Source organism: Burkholderia sp. PR2, from assembly GCF_052372875.1.
Taxonomy (GTDB): domain Bacteria; phylum Pseudomonadota; class Gammaproteobacteria; order Burkholderiales; family Burkholderiaceae; genus Burkholderia; species Burkholderia diffusa.
Map to the genome: position 1 here is coordinate 664,282 of NZ_JBQRWH010000004.1, position 21,937 is coordinate 686,218.

A 21,937-nucleotide genomic window follows, 5' to 3' on the forward strand; every position below is an offset into this window, starting at 1 on the left:
GATGCCAGCAAAAAAGCGGCCGAGGCCGCTTTTTTTGTTGCCGGCGCCGGAAGCCCGGCGGCGGTCGCCGCGCTTACGCGCGGCCGAGCTCGTCGCCCATTTCCTTCGCGCGTGCCTCGGCTGCGAGCGCGCCGCGCACGATCGCATCCTTCACGCCCTGCGCGTCGAACGACGCGAGCGCGGCGGCCGTCGTGCCGCCCTTCGACGTCACGCGCTCGCGCAGCACGCTTGCCGGCTCGCCCGATTGCGCGGCGAGTTGCGCGGCGCCCGCGAACGTCGCGACCGCAAGCGCGCGGCCCTGTTCGTCGTTCATGCCGAGGCGGCGCGCGGCTTCCTGCAGCGCTTCGATGAAGTAGAACACGTAGGCCGGGCCGCTGCCCGAGATTGCCGTGACCGCATCGAGCTGCGCTTCGTCGTCGAACCACACGATCTCGCCGACCGCGCCGAGCACGTTCGACGCGAGCTCGCGACCGGCCGCGTCGACGCCCGGCAGCGCGGCGAGACCCGTCACGCCCATGCCGACCAGCGCGGGCGTGTTCGGCATCGTGCGCACGACGCGCGCGTAGTCGCCGAGCCAACGGGCGAGGTCGGTGCCGCGGATGCCTGCGGCAATACTGATCACGAGCTGCGATTTCAAATGCGGCGCGAGCGCTTGCGCGACGTCCTTCAGCGCCTGCGGTTTCACCGCGAGCACGATCGCGTCGTAGTCCGCGAGCGTCGCGTCGATGGCCGCGCCGGTGCGGACGCCGAACTGCTGCGCCGCGCGCGCGCGGGCGTCCTCGTTGACGTCGATGGCATACAGGCCGTCGGCGGCGACGCCGCGCTTGATCAGGCCGCCGATGAGGGCCGCGGCCATGTTGCCGCCGCCGATGAATGCGATTTTCATGATGTCAGATTGAGCAGGTGATTGAACGGAAAGGCGGAAAAGCGCAGCGCTCAGTGCGAATAGTCGCGCGCGCCGAAGATCGCGGTGCCGACGCGCACGATCGTCGCGCCTTCGAGCACCGCGGCTTCGAGATCGGCGGACATGCCCATCGACAACGTGTCGAGCGGCAGGCCCTCGGCGCGCAATGCGTCGAACAGCGCGCGCAGCGCGCGATGCGGCACGCGTTGCGCGTCGATATCGCCAGCCGGTTCGGGAATCGCCATCAGGCCGCGCAGCCGCAGCGCCGGCAGCGCGGTGATCGCGCGCGCGAGCTCGGCCACGTCGGCCGGCGCGACGCCACTCTTGGACGCCTCGCCGCTGATGTTCACCTGCACGCACACGTTGAGCGGCGGCAGGTGAGCGGGGCGTTGTTCGGCGAGGCGCTGCGCGATCTTCAGCCGGTCGACCGAATGGACCCAGTCGAACCGTTCGGCGACCGGGCGCGTCTTGTTCGATTGCAGCGGCCCGATGAAATGCCATTCGAGGTCCGCGCGCAGGTCGGCGAGCGCGTCGATCTTGTCGATCGATTCCTGCACGTAGTTCTCGCCGAACGCGCGTTGTCCGGCCGCATGCGCGGTGCGCACGTCGTCGGCGGGAAAAGTCTTCGACACGGCGAGCAGCGAGACGGTGGCGGGATCGCGGCCGGCCGCGCGGGCGGCGTCGGCGATGCGGCGGTGAACGGAGTCGAGACGGGCGGCGAAGTCGGACATGACGGGCACGGAAGCAGGCACGGGGAACGAGTACGGCAGCGAGTACGGTGACGAATGCGGCACGGCACGCGCCGCTTCGAATCACCCATTATACGGACGCCGCCGCAGGCGCCGCGCTAGCCGTACAGCAGATGCTCGACGAGCTGGATCCAGTGCGCGACGGGAATCTGCGTGCCGCTTTGCAGGTGCGCGATGCAGCCGACGTTGCCGGACACGATCATCTGCGGCTCGAGCGCCTGCAGCTTCTGCAGCTTCTGCTTGCGCAGCCGGTACGACAGCGACGGCTGCGTCAGCGAATAGGTGCCGGCCGACCCGCAGCACAGATGGCTGTCGGCCGGCAGCCGTACGTCGATGCCGAGCGTCTCGAGCAGGCGCTCGACCTTGCCGCGCGACTGCTGGCCGTGCTGCAACGTGCACGGCGGGTGATACGCGACGGTATGGATCGCGCGGCGTCGCGCGAGCGTCGAGATCTCGGCCTCGAACGCGAGCAGCACGTCGGAGATGTCGCGCGTCAGCGCGACGATGTGCTGCGCCTTCTCCGCATAGGCCGGATCGTCGCGCAGCAGGTGCGCGTAATCGAGCACCGTCGCGCCGCAGCCCGATGCATTCATCACGATCGCCTCGGCGCCTTGCGCGACGTACGGCCACCACGCGTCGATGTTGCGGCGCGCGTCGTCGAGCGCTTCGTCGTGATAGTTCAGGTGCAGGCGGATCGCGCCGCAGCAGCCCGCGTCGGGCGCGACGATCGTCTCGACACCGAGCGCGTCGAGCACGCGCGCGGTCGCGATGTTGATGTTCGGCAGCATCGACGGCTGCACGCAGCCGGCGAGCATCAGCATCTTGCGCGGATGCGTGCGCTGCGGCCATTCGAGCAGTCGCGTGCGCGGCGGCACCTTGTCGCGCAGCCGTTTCGGCAAGAGGGGCCGCACGTGCTGGCCGAGCCGCATGATCGGCGAGAACAGCGTCGCGTTCGGCACGAGGCTCGCGAGCAAGCGACGCACGAGCCGCTGCTGCACGGGGCGCTGCACTTGCGCTTCGACGTGCTTGCGGCCGATCTCGACGAGCCGGCCGTACTGGACACCCGACGGGCAGGTCGTCTCGCAGCTGCGGCAGGTGAGGCAGCGGTCGAGGTGCTGCTGCGTGCTGCGCGTGACGGGCGCGCCTTCGACCATCTGCTTGATCAGGTAGATGCGGCCGCGCGGGCCATCGAGTTCGTCGCCGAGCAGCTGATAGGTCGGGCACGTCGCGGTGCAGAAGCCGCAATGCACGCACTTGCGCAGGATCGCGTCGGCCTCGTCGCCGTCGGGCGTATTGCGGATGAAATCGGCGAGGTTCGTTTGCATCGAGCCCTCAGAGGTCGGGGTAGAGCCGGCCGCGGTTGAAGATGCGCGCGGGATCGAACGCCGTCTTCAGCCCGCGGTGAATCTTCATCAGCGGCGCGGGCAGCGGCGTGAACACGCCCGCGCTGCGGTCGTAGGAATCGCCCGCGCGGAACAGCGTCGCATGGCCGCCGGCCTGCTTCGCGCTCATGCGCACCGTCTGCGCGTCGGCATCGGTGATCCACCAGCGCTGCGCACCGCCCCATTCCATCAACTGGGTACCGGGCAGGTGCATCGGTTCGGTGATCGACGGCAGCGCGAGGCGCCACAGCGCATAGCCGGGCGGAATGCCGTTGAAGAACGGATCGGTGTGCTCGCGCAGGCCGGCCCAGAATCGCTCGGCCTCGACCGCGTCGACGACTTCGCCGCCGAGCAGCGTCTTCGCCGATTTCACGGCGGCCTCGGCGCCCGACAGCCGCAGCACCAGCGTGCCGTTGCGCCAAGCGCTCGCGCTGACCGGCAGCGGATGGCCGCCCCATTCGTTGAGCTTGCGCACCGCGTCGGTCGCGGTCACCTCGAACTTCAGCGTGACTTCGGCGACCGGCACCGGCAGCACCTTGATCGACAGGTCGAGCATCAGCCCGAGCGTGCCGAGCGAGCCGGCCATCAGCCGCGACACGTCGTAGCCGGCGACGTTCTTCACGACCTGCCCGCCGAAGCGCAGCACTTCGCCGCGCCCGTTCATCAGCGTGACGCCGAGCACGAAATCGCGTGGCGCGCCGCAGGTCGCGCGGCGCGGGCCCGCGAGGCCCGCCGCGATGCAGCCGCCGACGGTGGCCGCGCGGCCGAAATGCGGCGGCTCGAACGGCAGCATCTGGCCGCACTCGGCGAGGACGGTTTCAAGCTGCGCGAGCGGCGTGCCCGCGCGGACCGTGACGACGAGCTCGGCCGGATCGTACGACACGATGCCCTGAAACGAGCGCGTGTCGAGTATTTCGCCGTCCAGCGCCTGGCCGTACCAGTCCTTGGTGCCGCCGCCGCGAATCCGCAGCGGCCGGCCGTCGGCACTGGCGGCACGGATGCGCTCGGCCCATCCGGCGACGATGTCGTCCTCTTCCATGTTCTGTTGCTGCCTCGTTGTTGTCCGGTCGATTGTACCGGGGTGGCGCGAATCCACATCGCGACTATCCCTAAGCCCCGTATGACGAAGGCATGCAGCCGCCACGCGCACGGCCGGCACGGGCCGCGCGACTGCGTGACTGCGCGGCGCTCAGAAGCGCGGCAGGTCGGGGTGCGGCAGCAGCCCCCCACGGACGTGCTGGCGGCCGTACTCGGCGCAACGCGCGCGGGTCGGGATGCCCTTGTCGGGGTTGAGCAGCCCGGCCGGATCGAATGCGCGCTTGACCGCGAAGAACGCATCGCGCTCCTGCGGCGAGAACTGTACGCACATCGAATTGAGCTTTTCGATGCCGACGCCGTGCTCGCCCGTCACGCTGCCGCCGAATTCCACGCAGCATTCGAGGATTTCCGCGCCGAACTGCTCGGCGCGGTGCAGCTCGTCCGGATCGTTCGCGTTGTAGAGGATCAGCGGATGCATGTTGCCGTCGCCAGCATGGAACACGTTGATGCAGCGCAGCCCGTAGCGCGTTTCGAGTTGCTCGATGCGCGCGAGCAAGGGGCCGATCGCACGGCGCGGCACGGTGCCGTCCATGCAGTAATAGTCGGCGGAAATGCGTCCCGCGGCAGGAAACGCGTTCTTGCGGCCGGACCAGAAACGCAGCCGCTCGCTTTCGTTGCGCGACACCTGGATTCGCGTCGCGCCATGCTCGCGCAGCACGGCCGTCATGCGGACGATTTCCTCCGCGACTTCCTCGGGCGTGCCGTCCGATTCGCACAGCAGGATCGCCTTCGCGTCGAGGTCGTAACCCGCGTGCGTGAACGCCTCGACGGCCTGCGTGGCCGGCTTGTCCATCATCTCCAGCCCGGCCGGGATGATGCCCGACGCGATGATCGCGGCGACCGCCTCGCCGCCCTTCACGACATCGTCGAAGCTCGCCATCACGAGCTGCGCGGTCTGCGGTTTCGGGATCAGCTTCACCGTGACCTCGGTGACGATCGCGAACATCCCTTCGCTGCCGATCATCACCGCGAGCAGGTCGAGGCCCGGCGTGTCGAGGCCGAGCGAGCCGAATTCGACGATCTCGCCGTCGATCGTGACCGCGCGCACGCGCATCACGTTGTGCACCGTCAGCCCGTATTTCAGGCAGTGGACGCCGCCGGAATTCTCCGCCACGTTGCCGCCGATCGTGCAGGCGATCTGCGACGAAGGATCGGGTGCGTAGTACAGCCCGTACGGCGCGGCCGCTTCCGAAATCGCGAGGTTGCGCACGCCGGGCTGCACGGTGGCGGTGCGCGCGTACGGGTCGACCTCGACGATGCGCGTGAAGCGCGCGAGCGACAGCACGACGCCGTTGACGATCGGCAGCGCGCCGCCGGACAGGCTCGTGCCCGCGCCGCGCGGCACGATCGGCACTTCCATGCGGCGGCAGATCTGCACGATCCGCTGCACCTGCGATTCGGTTTCGGGTAGCGCGACCGCGAGCGGCAGCCGGCGGTACGCGGACAGGCCGTCGCATTCGTACGGCGCCGTATCTTCGTCGCGGAACAGCAGGCAATGCGTCGGCAGCACGGCCATCAGCGCCTGCACGACTTCGCGCTGGCGTTGCGCGCGGGTTGCGCTCGACAGTTCGACGGAAGCGTTCATGGGGTCTCCAGCGGGCGGCGCGGCAGCGCGCCGCCGTGTCAGCACGTGAAGATCTTGCCGGGATTCATCAGGTTGCGCGGATCGAGCGCGAGCTTGATCGCGCGCATCGCGTCGATCGCGTTGTCGCCGTGCTCCTTCGGCAGGAAGCGCATCTTGTGCAGGCCGACGCCGTGCTCGCCGGTGCAGGTGCCGCCGAGGCGCAGCGCGCGTTCGACGATCCGGTCGTTGATGCGTTCGGCTTCGTCGATTTCCTCGGGCTTGTCGGGATCGATCAGGATCGCGACGTGGAAATTGCCGTCGCCGACGTGGCCGACGATCGGGCAGGGCAGCGACGATGCGCGCAGGTCGACTTCGGTTTCCTCGACGCACGCGGCGAGTTGCGAGATCGGCACGCACACGTCGGTCGTCACCGCGCGGCAGCCGGGTTTGAGCTGCAGCATCGCAAAATACGCGTTGTGGCGCGCGGCCCAGAGCCGCGTGCGATCCTCGGGGCGGGTCGCCCATTCGAAGCCCTGGCCATTGTTCTGGCCCGCGAGCGTCTGTACGAGCTCGGCCTGCTCCTTCACGCCGGCTTCGGTGCCGTGGAATTCGAAGAACAGCGTCGGCGCTTCGGCGAGCGTCAGGTTCGAGTGGCGGTTGATCGAGCGTACCGCGAGCGCGTCGACGAACTCGACGCGTGCGATCGGCACGCCGATCTGGATCGTCTCGATCACGGTGCGCACCGCGTCGCCCATCGACGGGAACGTGCAGATCGCGGCCGACACGGCTTCGGGCAGCGGATGCAGGCGTAGCGTGATCTCGGTGATCACGCCGAGCGTGCCTTCGGAGCCGACGAACAGGCGCGTGAGGTCGTAGCCGGCCGACGACTTGCGCGCGCGCGAGCCCGTCTTCACGACACGGCCGTCGGCGAGCACGGCGGTCAGGCCGAGCACGTTCTCGCGCATGGTTCCATAGCGCACGGCGTTGGTGCCCGATGCGCGGGTCGCGGTCATGCCGCCGATGCTGGCGTCGGCGCCCGGATCGATCGGGAAGAACAGGCCGGTGTCGCGCAGCGCTTCGTTGAGCGCCTTGCGCGTGATGCCCGGCTCGACCGTGACGGTCAGGTCTTCCGCGTTGATCGACAGCACCCGGTTCATTTCCGACAGGTCGAGCGAGACGCCGCCGCGCACGGCGAGGAGGTGGCCTTCGAGCGACGAGCCGGCGCCGTACGGGATCAGCGGTACGCCGTAGAGCGCGCACAGCGAGACCACTTCGCGAACTTCATCGGCGTTGTGGGCGAATACGACGGCATCGGGCAGTTGCGGATCGAACGGCGATTCGTCGCGGCCGTGATGGGCGCGGACGGCGTCGGCGGTCGAGACGCGCTCGCCGAAGGCGGCGCGCAGCGCATCGAGCATGGCGGAGGGCAGCGGGCGGCGCGCGGTGGCCGGCGGGGCAGGGTGATTCACGAATGTCTCCTGACGACTGCTTGTCAAACTTTCGGCCCATTCTACGCTGTAACGCCCGCTGCGCCCGCCGCCGCGGGCTGCGATAATCGCGTTCCTAGGCAACCGGGCCGCATTGCGGCCGCGCACGAGAGGAGATTCGCATGGGCAACCGCTTGAGCAAGATCGCGACGCGCACGGGCGACGACGGCACCACGGGTCTCGGCGACGGACGGCGCATCGGCAAGGACGACGCGCGGATCGCCGCGATCGGCGACGTCGACGAACTGAACTCGAACCTCGGCGTGCTGCTTGCCGAGCCGCTGCCGGACGACGTGCGCACCGCGCTCATCACGATCCAGCATGACCTGTTCGATCTCGGCGGCGAGCTGTGCATTCCCGGCCACACGGTACTCGACGACACGCACCTCGCGCGCCTCGACCGGTGGCTCGCCGACTACAACGCGACGCTGCCGCCGCTGAAGGAATTCATCCTGCCGGCCGGCTCGCGCGCGGCGTCGCTCGCGCACGTATGCCGGACGGTGTGCCGCCGCGCGGAGCGCTCGATCGTCGCGCTCGGGCGGAACGACACGCTCAATGATGCGCCGCGGCGTTACGTGAACCGGCTGTCGGACCTGCTGTTCGTGCTGGCGCGCGTGCTGAACCGCGCGGGTGGCGGCTCGGACGTGCTGTGGGAGCGCGGACGCGTCCGCTGACGCCCTGTCGCGTTTTTGCGCGCTGCGACAATTTGCCCGAGGGGCGTCGATTTTTAAAGATGTATCGTATGTGCATGTTTAACGGAGAAATCGAACATGACCCACATCACCGCTGACCAGATGGCTCGTGTGAAGGCCACTGCCCCTGTCCTCGCCGTGCACGGTGCGACGATCACGAAGCACTTCTACCAGCGCATGTTCGCGCGCCATCCGGAACTGAAGAACCTGTTCAACCAGACGCACCAGAAGACCGGCAGCCAGCCGGAAACGCTCGCGAAGGCGGTCTATGCGTATGCGGCGAACATCGACAACCTCGGCGCGCTCGGCGGGGCGGTGTCGCACATAGCGCACAAGCACGCGAGCCTGAACATCCGTCCCGAGCATTACCCGATCGTCGGCGAGAACCTGCTCGCGTCGATCGTTGAAGTGCTCGGCGACGCGGTCGACGCGGAGACGCTCGAGGCATGGCGTGTCGCGTACGGCCAGCTCGCGCAGATCCTGATCGGCGCCGAGGCCGACCTGTACGCGGGCGCCGCGTGGAGCGGCTTCCGTCCGTTCAAGGTCGCCCGCAAGGTGCGTGAAAGCGACGAGATCACGTCGTTCTACCTGACGCCTGCCGACGGCGGCGAGGCGCCGACCTTCGCGCCGGGCCAGTACGTCACGGTGAAGCGTTTCGTCGGCGACCTCGGCGTCGACCAGCCGCGCCAGTACAGCCTGTCCGACGCACCGCACGGCAAGTGGCTGCGCATCTCGGTGAAGCGCGAGGCCGGCCAGCCGGAAGCGATCCCGCCCGGCAAGGTATCGACGCTGATGCATGACGGCGTTGAGGAGGGAGCGATCGTCGAAGTGACCGCGCCGATGGGTGAATTCTCGCTGAAGCGCGGCGTCGATACGCCGGTCGTGCTGATCTCCGGCGGCGTCGGCCTGACGCCGATGGTGTCGATGGCATCGACGCTGGTCGGCGAAGGCAGCACGCGCGAGGTGCGGTTCGTCCACGCATGCCGGTCGGGCGCGGTGCATGCGTTCCGCGACTGGCTGAACGATACGGTGCGCGAACACGCGAACGTGAAGCGCACGGTGCTGTACGAGCTGGTCGGCCCGAACGACCGGGTCGGCGTCGATCACGACCTCGAGGGGCGCTTGACGCCGGAACGCGTGAAGCAATACGCGCTGGTGCCGGATGCCGACTACTACGTCTGCGGCCCGATCGCGTTCATGAAGGCGCAGCGCGACGCGCTGGTCGCGCTCGGCGTCGCGCCGGAGCGCATCAATACCGAGATCTTCGGTTCGGGCGCGCTCGAGTGAGCGCCTGACGGCGGCTGCTTGCCAACAAAAAAGCCCGGCGCGAGCCGTAATGCCGTTCAGTTAAGCGACTGAACGGCATTTTTGTTTTGGGGAAGGAATGGTTGTAAACGCTGCGCTGAGATGTTAACTTTTGGCGCGATGCTGACCGACCACCTGACCTTCATGCTGGATGCCGGACCAACCGACCTGAGCCGGTTGGCGGAGCATCTACCGCATGCATGGATCGAGCAAGCCGTCGAAGCGACCGACACGGCGAGCATCCGTCGCCGTCGGTTGCCCGCCGAACAGGTGGTCTGGCTGGTGATTGCGCTGGCGATCTATCGTCATTGGTCGATCAGTGAAGTGGTGGACAGCCTTGAGCTAGTGTTGCCCAACGAGGCCACCTTCGTCAGCAAGAGCGCCGTTACCCAAGCCCGGCAACGCTTGGGCCAAGCCCCGATAGCTTGGCTGTTCGAGCAAACCGCGCAGGCATGGTGCAAGCAGGACGCTGTTCGTCATGGCTTCAAAGGCCTCAGCCTATGGGCCATGGATGGCACCACGCTACGCACGCCGGATAGTGCCGCGAATCGGGAACATTTTGGGGCCCAACGCTACGCGAGCGGCAAGGTGGCGAGCTACCCACAAGTGCGGGCTGTCACGCTGACCTCGATCCCGACGCATCTCGTGGCGAACATCGCGTTTGGCCGCTACGACACCAACGAGATGATCTACGCCAAGGATCTGCTGGCGCAGATTCCCGACCATTCGCTCACGGTCTTCGACAAAGGCTTCCTGGCAGCCGAGATCCTGTGCGGCCTGAGCTCGGGCGAACGCAATCGCCACTTCCTCATTCCGGCAAAGTCCAATACGCGTTGGGAGGTGCTGTCCGGCAAACCGGACGATGCACTAGTGCGCATGCGCGTCTCGCCTCAGGCTCGGCAGAAATGCCCCGATCTGCCGGAGTGGTGGACGGCACGTGCGGTGCGCATTCAGGATGCACAGGGGCGGCAGCGAGTACTGCTGACGTCCTTGACCGATCGGCGCCGCTTCAAGTTGGCCGATCTGGTGGCTTGCTACGAGCGGCGCTGGCAGATCGAAACCAGCTACCGTGAACTGAAGCAGTCCATGCTGGGTAGCGAACTGACGCTACGCAGCCGAACCGTCGAGGGCATCTATCAAGAGATCTGGGGCGCATTGATCGCCTACAACCTGATTCGTCGAGAAATGGCCTGCGCCGCCTTCGAAGCCAAGTGCGAGCCGACCGAACTGAGCTTCGTTCGCTCGTTCCATCTGATCCAGCACGAGATGATGTGGGCTGCGCGAACGCCTGCCTTCGCCAAGTTGCCCGCCGTCCTCAAGCGACTTCGCGAGCACCTCAAGTTGCTCATCAACGTAAAACGCCCCGATCGCAAATGCGATCGGGCCGTCAAGTCCCGTCCTACTCGTTACGCTGTCCGGTTCCTCAGAAAGAACCTTAACTGAACGGCATTACGGCGCGAGCCGGGCTTTCTTCTTGCGGCGCAGGCTGCAGGCCGCGGGTGGCACGCGCCGCCTCGGGCCTGCCGGCGATCAGTTGCCGCTGCCGCGCGCGACGCGCCGCGCCTTCACCGATTCCGCGAGGCCTTCGAGCACCTTCACGCTGTCGTCCCACGCGATGCACGCGTCGGTGATGCTCTGGCCGTAGGTCAGCGGGCAACCTTCCTTCAAGTCCTGACGCCCCTCGACGAGGTGCGACTCGATCATCACGCCGACGATGCGCTCGTCGCCGGCCGCAACCTGGCGGCCGATGTCCGCGCATACGGGGATCTGGTTCTCGTGCTTCTTCGAGCTGTTCGCGTGGCTCGCGTCGATCATCAGGCGCGCGGCGAGGCCCGCCTTGCCGATGTCCGCGCACGCGGCGTTCACGCTGTCCGCGTCGTAGTTCGGCGTCTTGCCGCCGCGCAGGATCACGTGGCAGTCCTCGTTGCCGGCCGTCGACACGATCGCCGAGTGGCCGCCCTTGGTCACCGACAGGAAATGGTGCGGCTGCGATGCGGCCTTGATTGCGTCGACCGCGATCTTCACATTGCCGTCGGTGCCGTTCTTGAAACCGACCGGGCACGACAGCCCCGACGCGAGCTCGCGGTGCACCTGCGACTCGGTCGTGCGCGCGCCGATCGCGCCCCACGAGATCAGGTCGGCGATGTACTGCGGGCTGATCATGTCGAGGTATTCGGTCGCGGCCGGCAGCCCCATCTCGTTGATCTGCAGCAGCAGTTCGCGCGCGGTGCGCAGCCCTTCGTTGATCTTGAAGCTGTTGTCGAGGTGCGGATCGTTGATGAGCCCCTTCCAGCCGACCGTCGTGCGCGGCTTCTCGAAGTACACGCGCATCACGATTTCCAGCTCGCCCTTGAAGCGCTCGCGCTCCTTCACGAGCCGCCCCGCGTATTCGATCGCCGCCTTCGTATCGTGGATCGAACACGGCCCGATCACGACGATCAGCCGGTCGTCCATCCCGTGCAGGATGCGGTGCATCGACTGGCGCGAGTTGTAGATCAGCTCGGACGCGGCTTCGGAGCACGCGAATTCGCGGATCAGGTGGGCGGGCGGCGTCAGTTCCTTGAGTTCGCGAATGCGGACATCATCGGTGTTGTGCGGGGGCATGCTGTTTCTCCTAATTTTGCGGGCGCCGTTCGGTCAGTGCGCGTGCGGCAGATTCATCAATTCAAGCAATTCAGTGATTCCGGTCGGAACCGCGGGATCCGCTGCGGCGGGGACCGGGTGGCGAAGGGCGAAAAAAAACCGCCGGGTTCGCCGGCGGTTTTTTCGGGAATTTCGGTTGCGCTTTACGCGCCATCAACCCTCTCGATCCGCCAGCGGTCTGAGATGCCAAAAAAAGTAAAAATAAAACTTGGCGGACATGACGGAGATTCGGTTCGTCAAAAAAGTTGATTCGGAATTTATACCCCGGCGCCAGGCCGCTGGCAACCGGGCATGCGCGAAAATGCGGACAATCCGCGCGTTTTCGGCAAAATGCGCGGATTGTCTGCGCCGCGATGCGGTTATGCCGTACCGCCGACCGTCATCTTGTCGATCCGCAGGGTCGGCTGGCCGACGCCGACCGGCACGCTCTGGCCTTCCTTGCCGCACACGCCGACGCCCGAGTCGAGCGACATGTCGTTGCCGATCATGCTCACGTACTTCAGCGATTCCGGGCCGCTGCCGATCAGCGTCGCGCCCTTCACCGGGTAGGTGATCTTGCCGTTCTCGATCATGTACGCCTCGGACGCCGAGAACACGAACTTGCCGTTCGTGATGTCGACCTGGCCGCCGCCGAAGTTCACCGCGTACAAGCCGTTCTTCACGGATGCGATGATTTCCTGCGGATCCTTGTCGCCGTTCAGCATGTACGTATTGGTCATGCGCGGCATCGGCAATGCCGCATACGACTCGCGCCGCGCGTTGCCGGTGACGGGCATCTTCATCAGGCGCGCGTTCAGCGTGTCCTGGATGTAGCCCTTCAGGATGCCGTCCTCGATCAGCGTCGTGCACTGCGTCGGGTTGCCTTCGTCGTCGATGTTCAGCGAGCCGCGGCGATTCGGCAGCGTGCCGTCGTCGACCACCGTCACGCCCTTCGCGGCGACCTGCTCGCCGATCCGGCCGGCGAACGCCGACGAACCCTTGCGGTTGAAGTCGCCCTCGAGGCCGTGGCCGATCGCCTCGTGCAGCAGCACGCCCGGCCAGCCCGGCCCGAGCACGACCGTCATCGCGCCGGCCGGGGCAGGGCGCGCGTCGAGGTTCACGAGCGCCGCGTGCACGGCGTCGTCGACGTAGCGCGACAGCACTTCGTCGGTGAAGTAGCCGTAGTCGAAGCGGCCACCGCCGCCGCCGGAGCCGATTTCGCGGCGGCCGTTCTGTTCGGCGATCACCGTGACCGACACGCGCACGAGCGGCCGGATGTCGGCGGCGAGCGCGCCGTCGCTGCGCGCGACCAGCACAACATCGTATTCGCCGGCGAGCCCCGCCATCACCTGCGTGACGCGCGGGTCGCGACCGCGCGCCATCTGCTCGATGCGCTCGAGCAGCTTGACCTTGGCCGTCGCGTCGAGCGACGCGAGCGGATCGGACGGCAGATACAGGTCGCGGCCCGAGATGCCCTTCAGCGACGTCGCCGCCTTGATCTTCTGGCGGCCGCCGCCGGCCGCCGCGATCGCCTTGGTGGCCGCGGCCGCCTGGGCGATGGCTTCCGGAGACAGGTCGTCCGAGTAGGCGAACGCGGTGCGGTCGCCCGCGACCGCGCGCACGCCGACGCCCTGGTCGATGCTGAAGCTGCCCGACTTCACGATGCCTTCCTCGAGGCTCCACGCTTCGCTGCGGGTCGCCTGGAAGTACAGGTCCGCGTAGTCGACGCGATGCGTGAAGATGTCGGCGATCGTGCGCGTGAGCAGGCTCTCGTCGAGGCCGTACGGCGTGAGGAGGATGTCCTTCGCCAGCGCAAGATTGCGGATGCCGGGTTCGATGATGTTCATGCGGGTATCGAGGGTTCTCAAAAAGTTGTCGGGTGCGTTCTGGGCAGATGGGTTGGCCGGGCGGCGTTTCAAGCGCCAGGGCGGATCAGCGGTTCAGGCCAGCACGCGATGCCGCCACGCGGGCAGGCTCTGGCGCACGTCGACGATGCGCTGCGGATCGAGCGCGCCGGTCACGACGCTCGCGCCTTCGTCGCGGACCGCGACGATTTCGCCCCACGGGTCGATCAGCATGCTGTGGCCCCAGGTGCGCCGGCCGTTCTCGTGCTTGCCGCCTTGCGCGGCCGCGAGCACGTAGCACTGGTTCTCGACGGCCCGCGCGCGCAGCAGCATTTCCCAGTGCGCGCGGCCCGTCGTATACGTAAACGCCGACGGCACGACGATCAGCGCGCAGTCGCCCATCCTGCGGTACAGCTCCGGAAAGCGCAGATCGTAACAGACCGACAGGCCGACCCGCCCGAACGGCGCGTCGAACGTGACGACCGTGTCGCCCGCGCGGATCGTGCGCGCCTCGTCGAACGATTCGTCGCCTTTCTCGAAGTTGAACAGGTGGATCTTGTCGTAGCGGGCCGCTTCGTTGCCGGTCGGGTCGAACACGAGCGTCGTGTTCAGCACGCGATCGGGTTCGGGCGCCTTCAGCGGTAGCGTGCCGCCGATCACCCAGATGCCGTGACGATGCGCGGCCTCCGCGAGGAAGCGCTGAATCGGACCGTCGCGGTAGGGTTCGGCGAGCGCGAGCTTGTCGGTGTCGCGATGGCCCATGAAGCAGAAATACTCGGGCAGCAGCACGAGCTGCGCGCCATCGCTGGCCGCTTCCGCGATCAGGCGTCCGGCTTCGGCGAGATTGCGTGCGACGTCCGGCGTGCTCACCATCTGCAGCGCGGCGACCCGAAAGGGCGTGGCGGAACGGGCGTGATCGGTCATCGCTGGATCGGTTGCGTCATAAATGGGGTGCGGCCCGGCACCCTGCGCGCGTCAGTGGCTCGCCGCATCGGCCGGACCGTGATTCATCTTACCCTGATCGCCTCGCACCCGCTCGATGTGCGGATGCGCCCACGAGCCGGTGATCGCGTAGTCGAGCGCGAACGCGTGCGACAGCGTCTCAGACAGCGCGTAGTTCGCCGCCAGCACGCCGACGCCGAGCAGCGGATTGATGATCGCGGCCGCGATCGCGGCCGTGCCGGCGCCGATCTTCGGCGCGACGTGCGCGTGCAGGTCCTGCGTCTCGGTGCCAAGGTCGACCGCGCCGCGCACGGTCACGTTCGCCGGCGCAGTCGTCATCGAAAAGTCGTCGGTGCGTGCGATCCCGTTCGAGATCCGGCTGGTGCCCGTGATCTTGTCGAACGGCAGTCCCTTGCCGATCACGTCGCGGAAATTCAGCGTCAGGAAGCGCGCGAGACTCTGCAGGCTCAGCACGCCGAGCAGTTTCGCGGCGCCCGGATCGACCTTCAGGATCTGGCCGTGCTCCAGGTCGAGCGCGATCTGGCCGCCGAGCGACGGCAGATCGACCGCGGTCGGGCCGCCGCGCCAGCCGACCTTGCCGGTCACCGTGCCGTGACCGTCCGCCAGCGTGCGCGGCAGGCCGACGAGGTCGAGCAGCGCGCCCGCGTTGCCGACGTCGAGCTTGAAATCGAACACGCTGCGGCGCGGTGCATCGTTTTCGTCGACGCCGCGGGCCAGCGCGCGGCGCGACGTGCGCCAGTTGCCGGTCGCCGTCAGCTTTGCGGCCGGGTTCGCCAGCTCGAGCTTGTCGAGCTGCCACACCGGCGCGCCGTCTTCCTCGATGTTGCGCGCATTGACGACGAGCCGGCCGATGTCGTGATCGCGTGCAACGACCTGGTCGACGATCAGGTCGACCGACGGCATCGGCCGGTCGGTCGGCGTCGGCAGGTTCATCGCGCGGCCGACGAGGTCGTGCTGCGCACTCTGCGGAATCACGAGCTTCGCGAGCCTCGCGTTCAGCACGCCCGCGCCGTTGTGGCCGCCGCCTGGCGCCCACGACAGGTAGCCCGAGACCTGGTTCGACGCGATGTTCGCCTGCCACAACTCGTCGATGTGCGACGCGCCGATGATCACGTTTTCCCAGTTGCGCTTGAGCAGCTTCAGCGTGCCGAAGTGGAGCGCGAAGCGCTTCGGCGTGAAGCTCGCGACGTCGATGCGCGGCGCGGCTTGCGGTTCCGGCGCGCGCGGCGCGTCGTGCTGCAGCGTGCGGGCCAGTGCGAGCCAGGCGTCGGCGTCGAGTTCGTCGACGTCGACGGCGGCGCTCACGCCGTCCTGCGGCAGGTCGGGCATCCGGTGGATGCCCATCGCGCCGCGCACCGCGCGCAGCGGCTGGCCGGGTGTTGCGTCGAGCAGGTAGGTCGCGGACACGGGGCCGAGCGTCAGGTCGGCATGCTCGAGGCGCTTGCCGCCCGCCTCGGCGGCCGGCTGCAGCGTGAAGCGGAACGGCATCGGCGTGCCGGCCGGTTTCGCGAACGGCGCAGGGAAGTTCAACGCGACGCCCGTCAGGTCGGAACGCGCGGTGACCTCCGGCAGGCGGCCCGGCGCACCGCGCACGGCGAGCTGGTACGGTGCGTCGCCGACCACGTGCTCGAGCAGCGCCGCAGCCGTGCCGCGCAGGTTCATCCCGCGCGCGGCGTCGAGCGCGAGCTTGCCGTCGACGTCCACCGCGTACGGGCCGTGCGACTGGAAGTTGCCGTTCGCGCGCACGGGGCCGCCGAGGAAGCGCCCCGACAGGTCGTGCAGCGATGCGCCAGTCTCGGAGAAGCGCACGCTGCCGCGCAGCGCGGACAGCGGCGGCACGCCGTCAGTCGACAGCGTGTTGCCGCCGAACGCGAGTGCGCCTTCGACGTGGGTATGCGGATGCGGAACGTGCTGCGGAATCGTGATCTTGAGCGCGAGCGCCGCCGGCCCCTGCGCATCGATCCGCTGGCCGATGTGCCCGCTCATCGCGCCGAGCGAGCTGTTGTCCGCGTAGTCGATCAGGTCCGCGAGCGGGCCTTGCGCATGGCCGTCGATGACGAGCGGCGACGTCGACGGGTTGCCGAGATCGTCGATCCGGCCGGCGACCTTCGTCAGCGCGACGCGCTTGTAGTGCGCGCGCGCGATGTCGAAACGCAGCTTGTTCTGCGCGAGCTCGAACACGCCGTCGATCCCGTCGAGTGCGGGCCAGACGCTCGGCGTGCCGTTCGCGAGCTTGCGCGGCGGGTACGGCGTCGGCTCGAAGCGGCCGCCGGTGAACGGCGCGACGATATGGAACACGCCGGCATCCGGCTCGTGTTCGAACGGGAATTTCTCGAGCGGGCCGCGGGCGACGATCGACGCGCCCTTGGACACCTGGCCGTCCTGCAGCGCATGGCCAAGATAGTTGCGCAGGTGCTCGGACATCCCGGTCGGCAGGTAGCGCGGAATGCGCGCCACCGACGCGCGCGCGAAATCCGCGCGCAGGTCGAGCGAGCCGCGGCCGTGGCCGGGGTTCGTGTACGAGCCCGACACCGCGATTTCCGCATCGGGGTTCGCGACGAACAGGTCCGGCAACGTCACGTCGACGCGCGCGTGCTTCTCGCCCGGCGCCGGCGTGATCACCCATTTCGCGTTGCCGCGCAGCCGGTCGAAGGTCAGGCGCGGCTCGTCGAATTCGCCGGGCACCGTGACCGCAGCGTTGACCGTGTCGAAGTGCGCAGCGCCGCCCGTCTCGTTCGCGTCGACGCGGCCCCACAGGTTCTCGACGCCCGGCCAGCCGGCGCGCGGATGGCCACGCGGCGAGAGGCCGGGGGGCGGCTCCTGCGCGGCGAAGCTGATGCCCTGCAGGTCGCCGAGGAAGCGGTAGCGCACGATCGGTGCGGCGCCGGTGCGACGCTCTTCGTCGGCGAGCTCGGCCCGCGCCGGCTTCGCGCGTTCGACCTCGATGTGGTAATTCGACACCATCCCGCGCGGGTCGAGCTTGATCAGTTCGTTGCGCAGCTGCGCCGGCAGCGGCAGCCCGCGGATGAACTCGCTGAGGATGCCGAGATCGACGCGGTCGCCGACGACGCTCAGGAGCTGCCCCTGGTCGGCGGCCGGCACGCGGTAGCGGGCGGTCAGCGTCGACAGCGCGAGCGAGCGGGCGAGCGGCGTGCCGTCCGGCAGCGGCGGCTGCCCGAGCTCCGCGTTGAAGCGCGTCAGGTGCAGCGTGTAGTCGCGGCCGGCGTCCAGCGCCATGTCCCAGCCGAAGCCGACCGTCGGCACGTCGAGGCGCGGCTGGGTCGGCCGCACGCGCAGCACGACGTCGGCGCCCTGCAGGTCGCCGCCGGCGGAGCGCAGGTGGCCGTTCTGGAAGGTCGCCCAGATTGCGTTGTCGATGCGGCCCGCGTGGATCGTGAGCGGTATGTCGAGATAGCGGCCGAGCGTCTGCAGGTCGACGGGGCCGGTCGACAGATACGCGTCGCCGGTCCAGTTCGTCGGCTTGCCGATCGGCGCGAGCGGCTTGTGCCGGAAGCGCGCGCGGAAATCGAGCGGGCCGAGCAGCAGGGTGCCGTTCGCGGGCGCCTGAAGCGCGGCCTTGTGCTCGCGGCCGTCGTTGAGCACCGCGAGGCGGATGCCGGACAGCGCGAGCTCCGGCGCATCGTGCTGCGCGTCGCGCCAGCGCAGCGTGCCGTTGCGCAGCACGATCGCTTCCTGCTTCAACAGCCAGGTGCCGAACGTGTCGTTGCCGCCATGGGTGGTCGCGACGCCGACGCCCGCGATGCTCAGCGAGCCGTCGGCCGCGCGCGCGACGACGAGGTCCGGATGGTCGACGATCAGGCTCGACAGCGCGGGCGACAGCCGCAGCAGCGACAACCACGACAGCGCGGCCGTCGCGTGCGGGACCGACAGCGCGATCTGGCCGTCACGGCCGCGAATGGTGAGGTTGGCGACTTCGACACCCGGCTGCATGCCGGACCAGTGGGGGGACAGTTTGCCGATCGAGAGCTGCGCGTGGAGCTTGTCGGACACCGCGCGCTCGATGCGCGGGCGAAATTCGTCGATGCGCGGCAGCACCACGTAGCGCAGCCCGAGGAACGCGCCGGCCGCGACGAAGTACGTGCCGATCCCGACTGCCAGCGTCACCCTGAACACGTGACGCAGGACTGGATGATCGTGCTTCGGAGGTCCCGCTTCGGGCTCAGCTAAGGCGGATTCCTGACGGTCGGACATGCGGCGGAAGGGCGGCGATATGGTAGTTTTGCAGACTGACGTTGAAATGTATCACAGGGGTTCGTGCCGGCGGCCGTTGCGGCAGCACGGCACGGGCTTTCCGGCGCGCGGTTTTCGCGGCGGCGCATCCGCGTCGCGACACCGCGCCGAGTCCACGGGGCCTGTCGGCAGCGGGGCGCGCAAGCGCTCTCCCGCGGCGGCGGGCCCGACCGCCAGGCCCGCTTTTCGATGACCGACGCTTCCGCCCTGATCAGCCAGTCCTACTCCCGCTATATCGCCCGCGCGGCCGCCGCGCGTCCCGCGCTGTCCGACCAGATCGCCGCGTGGGCCGCCGCACCGCTCGCCCGTGCGCAGCTCGACGCGCGCCTGACCGAACTGCTCGCATCGCCGGCCGGCGCGGCCGCGCCGGGCGACGAGCAACTGAAGCGCGCGCTGCGGCAGTTGCGTGTCGAGGTGTTCGGCGCGGTCGCGGAACGCGACCTGCGCGGCGTCGCGGACGTCGCCGAGGTGACGGGCGCGATGACCGATCTCGCCGAGGTGGCCGTGCAGCGCTCGCTCACGCTGCTGTCGGCCGAACTCGAGGCGATGTACGGCGAGCCGCGCGGCGCCGACGGCCAGCGCGTCGTGCTGGGCGTGGTCGGGATGGGCAAGCTCGGCGGCCGCGAGCTGAACGTGTCGTCCGACATCGACCTGATCTTCGTCTACGAGGACGACGGCGAGACGGCGGGCGGCACGCGCTCGCCGCTGTCCACCCAGGAATACTTCACGCGGCTCGGCCGGCGCCTGATCGGCGTGCTGTCCGAAGTCACGGCCGACGGCTACGTGTTTCGCGTCGACATGCGGCTGCGCCCGAACGGCGATTCGGGGCCGCTCGTGTGCAGCCTCGGGATGCTCGAGGAATATTTCTACGTGCAGGGGCGCGAATGGGAGCGCTACGCGTGGATCAAGGGGCGGCTCGTGTCGGAAGGCGACAGCGACGCGGCGCAGCGGCTCGCGTCGCAGCTCGAATCGATCGTCAAGCCGTTCGTGTACCGCCGCTATCTCGACTTCGGCGTGATCGGTGCGATCCGTTCGCTGCACCAGCAGATTCGCCAGGAAGCCGCGCGCCGCGCGTCGATGCGGCCCGACAAGGCCGACGACATCAAGCTCGGGCGCGGCGGGATCCGCGAGATCGAATTCAGCGCGCAGGTGTTCCAGTTGATCCGCGGCGGCCAGGATGCGGAATTCCGCGTACGGCCGACGCTCGCGGTGCTGCGCCATGCGCAGGCGCGCGGGCTGATCGGCGAGGACGTGCGCGAGCGCCTGACCGACGCCTACAACTTCCTGCGCACGCTCGAGCACCGGCTGCAGTACCGCGACGACGCGCAGACGCACGCGATGCCGGTCGATCCGGCCGAGCGCGCGGCGTTGGCCGCGTCGCTCGGCTTTGCCGACTACGCGGCGCTGATGACGGTGCTCGACGGCTACCGCACCTTCGTCGAGGCGCAGTTCGACCAGATCTTTGCCGACAAGGTGAGCGGCGGCCCATGCGCGGCGGGCGAGGACACCACCGCGTCGTGGATCTGGAGCGGGGCGCTCGCCGACGACGGCGAAGACGACGCGCTGCGCGCGCGCCTCGACGGGCTGGGCTTCACCGATCCGGCGACCGTGCTCGCTCGGCTGCGCGCGATCTGGCAGTCGTCGCGCTACGCGGGCCTGCCGGAAAAGAGCCGGCAACGCTTCGACAGCGTCGCGCAGCGCGCGCTCGAGGCTGCGCCGCGGATCGACGCTGCGCGCCGCGACGACACCATCGTGCGGCTGTTCGACCTGCTCGAGACGGTCAGCCGGCGCGGCGTCTATCTCGCGCTGCTGACCGAGTATCCCGCCGCGCTCGATCGCGTGCTGTCGGTTCTGGGCGCGACGCGCTGGGGCGGCGGCTACCTGATCCGCCATCCACAACTGCTCGACGAACTGCTCGACGACGAAGCGATCGCAAGCCCGTTCGACTGGCCCGCGTTCAAGGACGCATTGCGTGCGCGCCTCGCGGCCGCCGACGGCCCCGAGCAGCAGATGGACCTGCTGCGGCATGCGCAGCACGCGGAGGTGTTCCGCATCCTGCTGATCGATCTGGCGGGCCAGCTGTCGGTCGAGCACGTGAGCGATCGCCTCTCGGAGCTCGCCGACGCCGTGCTCGACGTGACGATCGAGGTTGTCTGGTCGCAGCTCGCGAAGCGCCACCGTGACGTGCCGAAGTTCGCGGTGATCGCGTACGGCAAGCTCGGCGGCAAGGAGCTCGGCTACGCATCGGATCTCGACCTGATCTTCCTGTACGACGACCCCGACGAGCGCTCGGCGGACGTCTACACGACGTTCACGCGACGGCTGATCACGTGGCTCACGACCGCGACCGGCGCCGGCGCGCTGTTCGACATCGACCTGCGGCTGCGGCCGAACGGCGAGGCCGGACTGCTCGTGACCGATCTCGACGCGTTCCGCCGCTACCAGCTGCGCGAGGGCGACGCGGCGAACACCGCGTGGGTGTGGGAGCACCAGGCGCTGACGCGTGCCCGCTACAGCGCGGGCGACACGCAGATCGGCGCCGACTTCGAGGCGATCCGCCAGCAGGTGCTGACGACGCCGCGCGACGGGGCGGTGCTTGCGAAGGAGATCGTCGACATGCGCGGCAAGGTGTTCGCCGGCCACCCGAACCAGACCGAGCTGTTCGACCTGAAGCACGATCGCGGCGGGATGGTCGACATCGAGTTCATCGTCCAGTACTGGGTGCTGCTGCATGCGTCGAGTGATGCCGAGCTGATCCGCAATACCGGCAACATCGCACTGCTGCGCGAGGTCGCCCGATTCGGGCTGATGGGCGAGGACGAAGCCGAGCGCGTCGGCGCCGCGTACCGCAAGTACCGGAAGCTGCAACACAAGCTGCGGCTCGACGGGATGGAAAAGGCGCGGGTCGATCCGGCGCTGGTGGCCGACGAGCGGGCGGCCGTGACGGCGCTGTGGGAGCGGGTGTTCGGCGCGATTGAAACGAGTGTTTGATTCGGGCGTTCGAGTCGAGCGTTCGAATCACCGGAGCAGGGCGGGCGCGATCGGGCGGCCGCTGCTGCCGATGAAAAGAGACCGA

15 protein-coding genes are annotated in these 21,937 nt (G+C 68.5%); 5 read left to right on the forward strand and 10 right to left on the reverse strand.

Annotated features, from left to right (window positions below):
• Window positions 1–73: 73 nt before the first annotated feature.
• The 6 genes from proC to ACT2FV_RS20310 form a co-directional block, all read right to left on the reverse strand.
• Window positions 74–886, reverse strand: a complete 813-nt coding sequence (gene proC / locus ACT2FV_RS20285) for a pyrroline-5-carboxylate reductase (protein WP_444504654.1) — start codon at window positions 884–886, stop codon at window positions 74–76.
• Between the two features lie 50 nt (window positions 887–936).
• Complete coding sequence (locus ACT2FV_RS20290) at window positions 937–1,635, reverse strand: YggS family pyridoxal phosphate-dependent enzyme (RefSeq protein WP_444504655.1); 699 nt, start codon at window positions 1,633–1,635, stop codon at window positions 937–939.
• A 116-nt stretch (window positions 1,636–1,751) separates the two neighbouring features.
• The gene (gene glcF, locus ACT2FV_RS20295; protein WP_444504656.1) at window positions 1,752–2,978 is read right to left on the reverse strand and encodes a glycolate oxidase subunit GlcF; all 1,227 of its coding nucleotides are present in this window, start codon (window positions 2,976–2,978) and stop codon (window positions 1,752–1,754) included.
• Between the two features lie 7 nt (window positions 2,979–2,985).
• A complete protein-coding gene (glcE, locus tag ACT2FV_RS20300) occupies window positions 2,986–4,074 on the reverse strand; it encodes a glycolate oxidase subunit GlcE (protein WP_124624922.1) in 1,089 nt (362 codons plus the stop codon).
• A 150-nt stretch (window positions 4,075–4,224) separates the two neighbouring features.
• Entirely contained in the window at window positions 4,225–5,718 is a 1,494-nt protein-coding gene (locus ACT2FV_RS20305; protein WP_151050825.1) for an FAD-linked oxidase C-terminal domain-containing protein, read from the reverse strand.
• Window positions 5,719–5,756: 38 nt separating this feature from the next.
• Window positions 5,757–7,166 (reverse strand): FAD-binding oxidoreductase, encoded by a 1,410-nt coding sequence (locus ACT2FV_RS20310; protein WP_124624927.1) that lies wholly within the window; start codon window positions 7,164–7,166, stop codon window positions 5,757–5,759.
• Between the two features lie 140 nt (window positions 7,167–7,306).
• Here ACT2FV_RS20310 and ACT2FV_RS20315 point away from each other — a divergent pair, with 140 nt between their 5' ends.
• From ACT2FV_RS20315 to ACT2FV_RS20325, 3 genes are all read left to right on the forward strand, one after another.
• A complete protein-coding gene (locus tag ACT2FV_RS20315; protein ID WP_444504657.1) occupies window positions 7,307–7,858 on the forward strand; it encodes a cob(I)yrinic acid a,c-diamide adenosyltransferase in 552 nt (183 codons plus the stop codon).
• Between the two features lie 96 nt (window positions 7,859–7,954).
• The gene (gene hmpA, locus ACT2FV_RS20320) at window positions 7,955–9,163 is read left to right on the forward strand and encodes an NO-inducible flavohemoprotein (protein ID WP_124624933.1); all 1,209 of its coding nucleotides are present in this window, start codon (window positions 7,955–7,957) and stop codon (window positions 9,161–9,163) included.
• 138 nt (window positions 9,164–9,301) lie between these two features.
• A complete protein-coding gene (locus tag ACT2FV_RS20325) occupies window positions 9,302–10,624 on the forward strand; it encodes an IS4 family transposase (protein WP_444504658.1) in 1,323 nt (440 codons plus the stop codon).
• 87 nt (window positions 10,625–10,711) lie between these two features.
• Here the strand turns inward: ACT2FV_RS20325 and aroG are convergent, their stop codons facing one another.
• Window positions 10,712–11,785 carry a 3-deoxy-7-phosphoheptulonate synthase AroG gene (aroG, locus tag ACT2FV_RS20330; protein WP_059465445.1) on the reverse strand — a complete coding sequence of 358 codons (1,074 nt, stop codon included), beginning with the start codon at window positions 11,783–11,785 and terminating at the stop codon, window positions 10,712–10,714.
• Window positions 11,786–11,827: 42 nt separating this feature from the next.
• Between aroG and ACT2FV_RS20335 the strand changes: the two genes are divergently transcribed.
• Window positions 11,828–12,073, forward strand: coding sequence for a hypothetical protein (locus ACT2FV_RS20335; protein WP_162499696.1), 246 nt, complete (start codon window positions 11,828–11,830; stop codon window positions 12,071–12,073).
• 110 nt (window positions 12,074–12,183) lie between these two features.
• Here ACT2FV_RS20335 and tldD read toward each other — a convergent pair whose 3' ends face one another.
• From tldD to ACT2FV_RS20350, 3 genes are all read right to left on the reverse strand, one after another.
• Window positions 12,184–13,650, reverse strand: a complete 1,467-nt coding sequence (tldD, locus tag ACT2FV_RS20340; RefSeq protein WP_059451318.1) for a metalloprotease TldD — start codon at window positions 13,648–13,650, stop codon at window positions 12,184–12,186.
• A 93-nt stretch (window positions 13,651–13,743) separates the two neighbouring features.
• A complete protein-coding gene (locus ACT2FV_RS20345; protein ID WP_444504659.1) occupies window positions 13,744–14,571 on the reverse strand; it encodes a carbon-nitrogen hydrolase family protein in 828 nt (275 codons plus the stop codon).
• 51 nt (window positions 14,572–14,622) lie between these two features.
• On the reverse strand, window positions 14,623–18,822 hold the full coding sequence (locus tag ACT2FV_RS20350; protein WP_444504660.1) for a YhdP family protein: 4,200 nt from the start codon (window positions 18,820–18,822) through the stop codon (window positions 14,623–14,625).
• A 228-nt stretch (window positions 18,823–19,050) separates the two neighbouring features.
• On the opposite strand from ACT2FV_RS20350, the gene glnE reads away from it, so the two are divergent.
• Window positions 19,051–21,852 (forward strand): bifunctional [glutamate--ammonia ligase]-adenylyl-L-tyrosine phosphorylase/[glutamate--ammonia-ligase] adenylyltransferase, encoded by a 2,802-nt coding sequence (glnE, locus tag ACT2FV_RS20355; protein WP_444504661.1) that lies wholly within the window; start codon window positions 19,051–19,053, stop codon window positions 21,850–21,852.
• Window positions 21,853–21,937: the final 85 nt, after the last annotated feature.

Coding starts and splice junctions, on each gene's coding strand:
- proC (WP_444504654.1), bottom strand. CDS start 886: ATGAAAATCGCATTCATCGGCGGCGGCAACATGGCCGCGGCCCTCATC.
- ACT2FV_RS20290 (WP_444504655.1), bottom strand. CDS start 1,635: ATGTCCGACTTCGCCGCCCGTCTCGACTCCGTTCACCGCCGCATCGCC.
- glcF (WP_444504656.1), bottom strand. CDS start 2,978: ATGCAAACGAACCTCGCCGATTTCATCCGCAATACGCCCGACGGCGAC.
- glcE (WP_124624922.1), bottom strand. CDS start 4,074: ATGGAAGAGGACGACATCGTCGCCGGATGGGCCGAGCGCATCCGTGCC.
- ACT2FV_RS20305 (WP_151050825.1), bottom strand. CDS start 5,718: ATGAACGCTTCCGTCGAACTGTCGAGCGCAACCCGCGCGCAACGCCAG.
- ACT2FV_RS20315 (WP_444504657.1), top strand. CDS start 7,307: ATGGGCAACCGCTTGAGCAAGATCGCGACGCGCACGGGCGACGACGGC.
- hmpA (WP_124624933.1), top strand. CDS start 7,955: ATGACCCACATCACCGCTGACCAGATGGCTCGTGTGAAGGCCACTGCC.
- ACT2FV_RS20325 (WP_444504658.1), top strand. CDS start 9,302: ATGCTGACCGACCACCTGACCTTCATGCTGGATGCCGGACCAACCGAC.
- aroG (WP_059465445.1), bottom strand. CDS start 11,785: ATGCCCCCGCACAACACCGATGATGTCCGCATTCGCGAACTCAAGGAA.
- tldD (WP_059451318.1), bottom strand. CDS start 13,650: ATGAACATCATCGAACCCGGCATCCGCAATCTTGCGCTGGCGAAGGAC.
- ACT2FV_RS20345 (WP_444504659.1), bottom strand. CDS start 14,571: ATGACCGATCACGCCCGTTCCGCCACGCCCTTTCGGGTCGCCGCGCTG.
- ACT2FV_RS20350 (WP_444504660.1), bottom strand. CDS start 18,822: ATGTCCGACCGTCAGGAATCCGCCTTAGCTGAGCCCGAAGCGGGACCT.
- glnE (WP_444504661.1), top strand. CDS start 19,051: ATGACCGACGCTTCCGCCCTGATCAGCCAGTCCTACTCCCGCTATATC.